We start from the raw sequence: 8,531 nt of genomic DNA on the forward strand, positions 1-8,531 counted from the left end.
AGAGGGACTCGAACCCTCACATCCGTGGGACACTAACACCTGAAGCTAGCGCGTCTACCAATTCCGCCACCTTCGCATCACTGCGGAGGGGGATTCTATAGAGTTTTGGGGGAGCGTCAACAGCCAAAGGGGACTTTTTTCGCTGTTGACGCCCAAAGTGGCGCCAAGGGTACAAAACTTCAGCAATTAGCCGACGTCTGGCATTCAGTAACGGCCCAATGCGTTCTGATACATCCGTTCATACTGGGTGACTGAGTCAGGCCAGTTGAAGCGGGTGCTCATGGCATTGCGCTGCACCTTGGCAAAACGCTCTTTGTCCTGCAGGAAATAGAGCAGGCTGCGGCGCATGGTATCGAGCAGGATGGCGGCAGTCGGATCGTTAAAACAGAAGCCGGTGGCATGCTCGGGATCTGCATCCCAATCCACCACGGTATCTTTCAGACCACCCACGGCGCGCACCAGTGGCAGGGTGCCATAGGCGAGACTGTACATCTGGTTGAGGCCGCAAGGCTCGAACAGAGAGGGCATCAGGAAGAAGTCGGCACCGGCTTCGACCAGATGAGCCAGTCGATCGTCATAGGTGTTGATGAAGGCGAGCTTGCCCGGATAATCCCGGGCCATGGTTTGCAGTTGCGTGGCGAGCGCAGGGTCGCCAGAGCCGACGATCACCACTTGTACCTGATGGTGGAGGAATTTCTCCAGCGCAGGGAGCAGCAGGGGAACGCCCTTTTGCTCGGTCAGGCGGCAAACCATGCCGTAGATGGGCAAGTCCGCCACGGCCAGCCCCGCTTCCTGTTGCAGGCTCTCTTTGCAGATCTGTTTGCCAGCCATGTTGTCGATGCTGTAGGTCGCAGGCAGGAATTCGTCGAACTCCGGATCCCAGTCCTTGTAATCGCAGCCGTTGAGGATGCCGCAGAGATCGGCCGCCCGTTGCTGGAAGATATGCGCCATGCCGTGGGCGCCTAGGTGAGTCAGCAGCTCCTGGGCATAGTTGGGACTGACCGCGTTGATCTTGTCGGCGTAGAGCACCCCACATTTGAGCAGATTAACGTGGCCGTAGTCGTAGTTGATGCGGCGTTCGTAGTCGGCGATCTCGGGCATGGCCCAGAACTGCTCGCGGCCAAACACCCCCTGAAACGCCGCGTTGTGAATGCTGATCACGCTGCGGGTCTGCTGGAAGAAGGGGTTGTGGGCGTGACGGGTTTTCAGCAGCAGTGGCAGCAGGCCGGTGTGCCAGTCATTGCAGTGGGCGATATCCGGGGCAAAGCCAAGCTGCTCGCAGGCATGGAGGGCCGCGGCAGAGAAGAAGGCAAAGCGCTCGCCATTATCCGGATAGGCCTGATTGTTCTCGGCGTAGAGCTGGGGACGATCGAAATATTGCGGGCAGTCGAGCAGATAGACGCAGACGCCATCCAGCTCCATCTGGTAGATGCGATAACCGATATCAGGCAGCCCTGGGTGGGTTGGCAACCAGCGTGACGCCACCAGTCTGGCCTCATCCCGTCGCTTTATCGTCTTGTAGAAGGGGAGCATGATCCTGACATCATGCCCCTTCTGGGCCAGGTACATCGGCAGGGCTCTGGCGACATCGGCCAGGCCCCCGGTCTTGACCAGCCCCTCAACTTCCGAGGCAACAAACAGGATTTTCAGTGGGTTAATAGCCAACTCTTGCTCCCTTAGGTACCACCACGATACCGCCTTCGGATACGGTAAATCGCTCTCTATCGTGGTCCAGATTTTCACCGATAACGGTGCCGGGCGCAATTTCAACATTTTTATCTATAATCGCGCGCCGGATGGAGCACCCTTCACCAATCTTCACGTCCCCCAGCAGCACGGATTCACTGATATGGCTGCACGCGCCGATATTGCAGCGGAAACCGAGGATGGATCGCTGGATCTGGCTGCCCTGAATGAAGCAACCGGCGGAGATCAGCGAGTTGGCGATCTTCACCTTGCACTCGTCGCTGTCGATGAAGGTAGCAGGCGGCAGCGCCGGATAGTGGGTGTGCAGGGGCCACTTGCGGTTATAGAGGGAGAAGGGAGGATTGTCGGCCACCAGGTCCATGTGCGCTTGCCAGTAAGAGTCGAGGGTGCCCACATCCCGCCAGTAGACGTGCGGTTTCTCGCCGGGGATGACGTTGGTGCTGTAGTCATAGACATAGACGGGGGCACGTGGGTAGAGGCTCGGGATCACATCCTTGCCAAAGTCGTGGCTGGAGTTCTCTTCGGCGGCATCCCGCTTCAACTCGCGGCAGAGGGCATCGGTCTCGAAGATGTAGTTGCCCATGGAGACCAGCGCCTGGGTCGGATCGCCGGGAATGTGCTTGGGCTGCTTTGGTTTTTCCTGAAAGCCGATCATCCGCCCTTCGGTATCCACCTCGATCACCCCGAAGGCGCTCGCTTCTTCGATGGGCATGCGCAGGGCCGCGACAGTCATGGCGGCGTTCTTCTGCTTGTGGAAGGTGACCATCTGGCTCACATCCATCTTGTAGATGTGGTCGGAACCGAAGATGCAGACGTGATCCGGTTCGGCCCGCTCGATAAAGCCGAGGTTTTGGTAAATGGCGTCGGCGGTGCCGTCATACCAGCGTTTGCCCATTCGCATCTGGGCCGGGATAGGATCGATAAAGCGGTCGGTGATGCCGACGATATTCCACCCCTTCTTCATGTGCAGGTAGAGGGACTGTGATTTGAATTGGGTCAGTACATAGATGCGCAGAAAGTCGGCGTTGACGAAGTTGTTGAGGACAAAGTCGATCAGCCGGTAGCTGCCACCGAAGGGGACGGAAGGCTTGCTGCGGGTGGTGGTCAGAGGCTGCAGGCGAGTACCTTCGCCACCAGCCAGGATCATGGTCAAAATGCCTGCCATCGTATTTCTCTCCCTGAATTAACAACATGAAAAGGTTTTCAATGTTCGGTATAAAAACACCCCTAAAGGGGTGGTTTTTATCGTGTGCTTAATACCTTATCAGATGCCGGATGGCGCTCTCTAGCTGTTTTACTGTGCTGCTTACACTTATTTACATTTTGCTCAGATAGACCTTGAATTTGGCATCACTGCTGATCACTTCAGTCCGTTTGAAGTGTGTCTCCAGTATAGGCTGGTAGCGCAAGAAGGCGTTGGCAACAATGGTCAGCGAACCATTTGGCAGCAAAAATTCCGGCGCCTTGGCCAGGAACTGCTCGGTTGCCGCATAGAAGGTTTTGAGACCCGCATGGAATGGCGGGTTGGAGACGATGTGCTGGAAACGGGTGGAGAGATCCGAATAGACATCGGAAGCGGTGACCTTGCCCTTCAGACCGTTGATCGCCAGGGTGCGGCGGCTCGATTCGAGCGCCAGCGCGCTGATATCCACCATGTTGACCTGCAGATCCGGATTGCGCTTGGCCAGCACAGACCCAATCACCCCGGCGCCACAACCGAAATCGAGCAGCTCGCCCTTCATCGGCGGCACGGCGGCCAGCAGCATCTGGGTGCCGAGATCCAGCTCGGCGGCGCTGAAGACACCGGGCAGCGCCAGCACGGTCAGCTCGGTATCACCGGCCTTGCACTGATAGCGGCCAAACCAGCTATCCAGATCGAACGGGGCGACCGGTTTGCAGAGCTCACCGTGATAGAGCGAGCAGCGGCGGGCCGAATCGCGCTTGATCGGCTTTTCGCCATAGGGGGCCAGCAGCTTGTCGGCACCATTGATGCCGCCGCGGTTTTCACCGGCGAGGAACAGATCGGCACCCGCTTCCAGCAAGGGGGTCATCATGGCCAGCAGATATTGTGCCTCGGCCTTGGCCTTGGGCATCAGCAGCAACAGGGCATCGAAGCGGGGGGCGCCACCGAGCTGGTGGTCGAACAGGATAGCCTCGCCGAGGGCGGCCTGCTGGCTGCGGTAGTAGCAGTAATCGGTGGTAAAGACGGTCAGGGTCCGGGCCAGGCTCGCCAGTTGGCGGGGGTAGTCATCCTCCAGCGGGCCGCAGACAAGTAGCCGCTTGCCGACAAAGAGGGCTTGGTTTCGTTCCAGCATCTGGCTGACGGCACTGATAGGGCTGCTCATCGGGTCTCTCCACGCAATTTTGGGCGGCCATTATACATAGCCCCTTTCGCCTTGACATTTATGCCGTGTTCCCGAAATATGCCCAGACACCATTTTTTGACCAGAGATGACGAAATGCGGTTCAACGGGTTGAAACGAAAGCACAAAAAAAGCCTGAAATTCGGGCCTGCCGACGTTCGCGCGTAACCTCTCATCCCTGAGAAGCTTCAAACCCCGGTTGCGCACATCGTACCGGGGTTTTTTATTGCCATATGCGCGTCATTTAGGAGAAGGAGATCCCATGTTTCAAGGTTCAATCGTTGCGTTGATCACCCCGTTTCGACAGGGAAAGCTGGATGAAGAGGCGTTGCTGCGTCTGGTGGAGTGGCATATCGATCAGGGTACTCACGGCATTGTGCCGGTGGGCACCACTGGCGAAAGCCCGACACTGACCCATGACGAGCACTGCCGGGTGGTGGAGCTGGTGGTCAAACAGGTCGCTGGCCGTATTCCGGTGATTGCCGGAGCGGGCTCCAACAATCCGGTCGAAGCAATCGAATATACCCTCCATGCAGAGCGGGTGGGGGCTGATGCCACTCTGCATGTAGCCGGTTACTACAACCGTCCCAATCAGGAGGGGCTCTACCACCACTTCAAGGCGGTACACGATGCCACCGCCAAGCCGATCATCGTCTACAACATTCCGCCGCGCGCCATCGTTGACGTGCAACCGGCGACCCTGGCCCGTCTGGCCGAGCTGCCGCGTATTGCCGGGGTAAAAGATGCCACCGGCGATCTGGCCCGCCCCTGGACCGAGCGCCAGCTGATCAAAAAGCCCTTCGCCTGGCTCTCCGGTGAAGATGCCACGGCTGTGGCCTATAACATCGGCGGTGGTCAGGGCTGTATCTCGGTGACTGCCAACGTGGCCCCCAAGCTGGTAGCCGAGGTGCAGAACCTCACGCTGGCGGGCAAGTGGCAAGAAGCACGCGAACTGCAAGACCAGCTGATTCCGCTTCATCAGGCAATGTTTGCCGAGCCGAGCCCGGCCGGTGCCAAATATGCCGCTTCCCTGCTCGGTTTCTGTAGCGAGGAGTGCCGCCTGCCGGTGATGCCGCTGTCGGAAGCGACCCGCGAGCGCATTCGCAGCGCCATGCAGCAGCTCAACCTGCTGTAATGCAAAACGGGTGAGCCAAGGCTCACCCGTTTTGTTTTCGGCTTTTGTTTCTGGCCTTTGTATTTACGACATCGCCCTACTCAGATTGCGTGATGCAGCCAGGCGGCGATGGCCAGCTGCAACTCGACATATGCCGGATAGAGGAAGAGATCGGCCAGTTCGGCAGGCCACTCGTTTTGCTCGTCCGATTGGGCTTGCAGATGGGCGTGCAGGCTGGTCAGTGCTGGCAGCCAAGGTGCGGGTTGTGGCAGCGCGGCCGCAGTGCGGGCGACCAGATCGATCCCCTGGCACAGGGCCGCGAGTGCCTGCTGTTGAACGCATTCATCCTGCAAATGCTCCAGCCAGAGCTGCTCGTGATGCTGCCAGTGGCGCAGCCCTTCGCTTACCCCCGTTATGCCATCCATACCTTCATGTTCGACCAGCACCTGCAGGGCCAGCGGTTTGCCAAGACCAGCCAGTCGATAGCCGCGCTGGGCCTTGGATTGGGCGCCGAGACGCAGTCCACCAAGCTTGGCGAGGCGTTGGGCCAGTGCAAACAGCGCCGCGGTAGCGCCTGATTTGAGCTCCAGTTCCAGTTCGTTGATGGTGGTGCTGCCCTGACTGCCGACGATCTCTCCCTGATCCCAGGCCAGTTCAATCTCGGTCCCCTCGAAGGCGATCAGCCAGTGGCGGCGCAGGAAGTCGGTGCGAAACTGGGCGACCAGCTGCTGCTGAATGTGGTCGCGCTCAGTCAGAGTCGGCCAAATCTCATCGGGAAAGGCCGAGAGGGTCGGCAGATCGCCGCTCACGGGGGTGTTGTACTCGGGTCTGGCGTGCAGGCCGCCCACCACCTGGCCACGGCATTTGATGGTCTGTTCGGCGAAGGCGTCGCAGCGGCGGATCCGCAGCCCCATCTCCAGCTGGCGCAGAGCCAGGGTCGGCGTATCGAAATAGACGTTGCCGAGCTGCTGTTGTGACGATTCTTTAATCTCAAGAGAATTCAGCAGGTTGGATAACTCGGGTTGAATGTCGCTGGCGACAAAAAACTTTATCTCGATCTCAGTTTGCATAGTCATTCCGGGCTGGCAGGCAACTTTGGGGGGCAGGATTCGGGTCGCGGGGATATAATGCCCGCGAGACGACTAGATTAATTCGCGGTTTAATTGAGGGCGCAGTTCGGTTACCATGCGCGCCTCATAAAATCGTATCGAGTGTTTTTTCACCGACACAGGTTTGGCCATGCCAGTAAATACTATTTTGGGGCTTTTTGCCAAGTCCCCCATCAAGCCGCTGCAGAAGCATATCGTCAAGGTTCACCAGTGCTCCCAGCAGTTGGTTCCCTTCTTTGACGCCGTTGCCGAAGACCGTTGGGAAGATGCCGAGAAGATCCGGCAGCAGATCGCCCAACTGGAAAAAGAGGCAGATACCCTCAAGCGTGAAATCCGTCTGAAACTGCCTCGCGGCCTGTTCCTGCCGGTTGCACGTACCGACCTGCTGGAGCTGTTGACCCAGCAAGACAAGATTGCCAACCGTGCCAAGGATATCTCCGGCCGCATGCTTGGTCGTCGCATGGAGTTCCCCGCCGAAATGCGGACGGATTTCATGGCTTACCTCAAACGTTGTATTGATGCGACCGCTCAGGCCGAGAAAGCGATCGGGGAGCTCGATGAGCTGCTCGAGACCGGCTTCAAAGGACGGGAAGTGGAAATGGTTGCCGAGATGATCCACCAGCTGGATCTGATCGAGGACGATACAGACACCATGCAGATCGGACTGCGCCAACAGCTGCAAGCGGTTGAGCACAATTACAATCCGATCGATGTGATGTTCCTTTACAAGATCCTCGAATGGGTAGGTGACCTGGCAGATCAGGCCGAGCGCGTAGGCGCCCGTCTGGAACTGATGCTGGCTCGTTCGTAATCGACTGACTGGGTAAACACTATTAATGGACATTATCGCGAATTACGGCACCACTCTGGTGCTCGTGGCGGCCTTGTTCGGCTTTTTGATGGCTTGGGGTATTGGCGCGAATGACGTAGCCAACGCCATGGGGACATCGGTCGGCACCAAATCCCTGACCATCCGTCAGGCGATCATCATCGCCATGATCTTCGAATTTGCCGGTGCCTATCTGGCCGGTGGCGAAGTGACGGCCACCATCCGTAACGGCATCATCGACAGCAATGCGTTTGTCGATAGCCCGGACCTGCTGGTGCTCGGCATGATCGCCTCCCTGCTGGCGGCAGGCGCCTGGTTGATCCTCGCCTCCTACTTCGGCTGGCCCGTCTCGACCACTCACTCCATCATCGGCGCCATCGTCGGTTTTGCAGTGGTGAGCATTGGCCCGGAAGCGGTGCAGTGGAGCAAGTTTGGCGGCATCGTTGGCTCCTGGGTCATCACCCCGGCCATCTCAGGTTTCATCGCCTACTTCATGTTCATCAGCGTGCAGAAGCTTATCTTCAACACCGATGATCCCCTGAACAACGCCAAGCGCTATGTGCCGTTCTACATGTTCCTGACTGCGCTGGTGATCTGTCTGGTGACCATCAAGAAGGGGCTGACCCACGTCGGTCTGCACCTGAGCGATGGCGAGGGCATTCTGCTCTCCATCGCCATCTCCATCGCAGTGGCGTTTGCCGGCTGGATCTACATTCGCGGCCAGAAGTACAACCCGCAGGATGACAGCAAGATGCACTTCGCCAACGTGGAGAAGGTGTTCGGCATCCTGATGGTGATCACCGCCTGTGCCATGGCCTTTGCCCACGGCTCCAACGACGTGGCCAACGCCATTGGCCCGCTCTCTGCGGTGGCTTCTATCGTGGCTTCCGGTGGCGAGATTTCCAGTCAGGCTGCCATTGCCTGGTGGATACTGCCGCTGGGCGGTATCGGTATCGTGATCGGTCTGGCGACCATGGGCGAGAAGGTGATGGCGACGGTCGGTACCGGCATCACTCATCTGACCCCGAGCCGTGGTTTTGCTGCCCAGCTGGCCACTGCCGCGACCGTGGTGATTGCCTCCGGTACCGGTCTTCCCATCTCCACCACCCAGACCCTGGTCGGTGCTGTGATGGGTGTTGGCCTGGCGCGCGGTATTGCGGCGCTGAATCTGGGGGTACTGCGCAACATCGTGGTCTCCTGGATCATCACCCTGCCTGCCGGTGCCATTCTGGCTATAGCGATCTTCTACGTGCTGCAGGCCTGCTTCTCCTAAGAGAGCTGCCCTCAGCAACAAAAAGCCCGAGTCATCGACTCGGGCTTTTTTATTGTCGCTGTCCCGTCCTGAATATGGTTTACACCTTTCCCCCCAATAAATGGAGAGCCCGATGGGACAAGGTGTGAAACGGACA

At 58.4% G+C, this 8,531-nt stretch carries 7 protein-coding genes; 3 read left to right on the plus strand and 4 right to left on the minus strand.

Going from position 1 to position 8,531, the window contains the following annotated elements; all coding sequences use genetic code 11:
* Positions 1-204 precede the first annotated feature (204 nt).
* The 3 genes from glgA to rsmC all read right to left on the minus strand — a co-directional run bounded on the left by glgA (position 205) and on the right by rsmC (position 4,052).
* Positions 205-1,665 carry a glycogen synthase GlgA gene (gene glgA, locus OKC42_RS22140; RefSeq protein ID WP_058058561.1) on the minus strand — a complete coding sequence of 487 codons (1,461 nt, stop codon included), beginning with the start codon at positions 1,663-1,665 and terminating at the stop codon, positions 205-207.
* Entirely contained in the window at positions 1,655-2,872 is a 1,218-nt protein-coding gene (gene glgC / locus OKC42_RS22145; protein WP_005340236.1) for a glucose-1-phosphate adenylyltransferase, read from the minus strand. The genes glgA and glgC overlap by 11 nt, the downstream gene beginning before the upstream one ends.
* A gap of 151 nt (positions 2,873-3,023) precedes the next feature.
* The gene (gene rsmC, locus OKC42_RS22150) at positions 3,024-4,052 is read right to left on the minus strand and encodes a 16S rRNA (guanine(1207)-N(2))-methyltransferase RsmC (protein ID WP_265784334.1); all 1,029 of its coding nucleotides are present in this window, start codon (positions 4,050-4,052) and stop codon (positions 3,024-3,026) included.
* Positions 4,053-4,332: 280 nt separating this feature from the next.
* Here rsmC and dapA point away from each other — a divergent pair, with 280 nt between their 5' ends.
* Positions 4,333-5,205: a 4-hydroxy-tetrahydrodipicolinate synthase gene (gene dapA / locus OKC42_RS22155; RefSeq protein WP_265784333.1), complete on the plus strand. Its 873-nt coding sequence runs from the start codon at positions 4,333-4,335 to the stop codon at positions 5,203-5,205.
* A gap of 80 nt (positions 5,206-5,285) precedes the next feature.
* Here the strand turns inward: dapA and OKC42_RS22160 are convergent, their stop codons facing one another.
* Entirely contained in the window at positions 5,286-6,254 is a 969-nt protein-coding gene (locus tag OKC42_RS22160) for a CYTH domain-containing protein (RefSeq protein WP_201954657.1), read from the minus strand.
* A gap of 169 nt (positions 6,255-6,423) precedes the next feature.
* On the opposite strand from OKC42_RS22160, the gene OKC42_RS22165 reads away from it, so the two are divergent.
* Together OKC42_RS22165 and OKC42_RS22170 are read left to right on the plus strand one after the other, a co-directional pair.
* Positions 6,424-7,104, plus strand: coding sequence for a TIGR00153 family protein (locus OKC42_RS22165; protein ID WP_005340244.1), 681 nt, complete (start codon positions 6,424-6,426; stop codon positions 7,102-7,104).
* A 25-nt stretch (positions 7,105-7,129) separates the two neighbouring features.
* Complete coding sequence (locus OKC42_RS22170) at positions 7,130-8,395, plus strand: inorganic phosphate transporter (RefSeq protein WP_201954658.1); 1,266 nt, start codon at positions 7,130-7,132, stop codon at positions 8,393-8,395.
* The last annotated feature ends 136 nt before the right edge of the window (positions 8,396-8,531 follow it).

This window comes from Aeromonas sp. Y311-2, assembly GCF_027706025.1.
GTDB lineage: Bacteria > Pseudomonadota > Gammaproteobacteria > Enterobacterales > Aeromonadaceae > Aeromonas > Aeromonas veronii.

Bases quoted from the DNA above. Each gene is read 5' to 3' on its own strand.
- dapA (WP_265784333.1), top strand. From the start codon at position 4,333: ATGTTTCAAGGTTCAATCGTTGCGTTGATCACCCCGTTTCGACAGGGA.
- OKC42_RS22170 (WP_201954658.1), top strand. From the start codon at position 7,130: ATGGACATTATCGCGAATTACGGCACCACTCTGGTGCTCGTGGCGGCC.
- rsmC (WP_265784334.1), bottom strand. From the start codon at position 4,052: ATGAGCAGCCCTATCAGTGCCGTCAGCCAGATGCTGGAACGAAACCAA.
- OKC42_RS22160 (WP_201954657.1), bottom strand. From the start codon at position 6,254: ATGCAAACTGAGATCGAGATAAAGTTTTTTGTCGCCAGCGACATTCAA.
- glgC (WP_005340236.1), bottom strand. From the start codon at position 2,872: ATGGCAGGCATTTTGACCATGATCCTGGCTGGTGGCGAAGGTACTCGC.
- OKC42_RS22165 (WP_005340244.1), top strand. From the start codon at position 6,424: ATGCCAGTAAATACTATTTTGGGGCTTTTTGCCAAGTCCCCCATCAAG.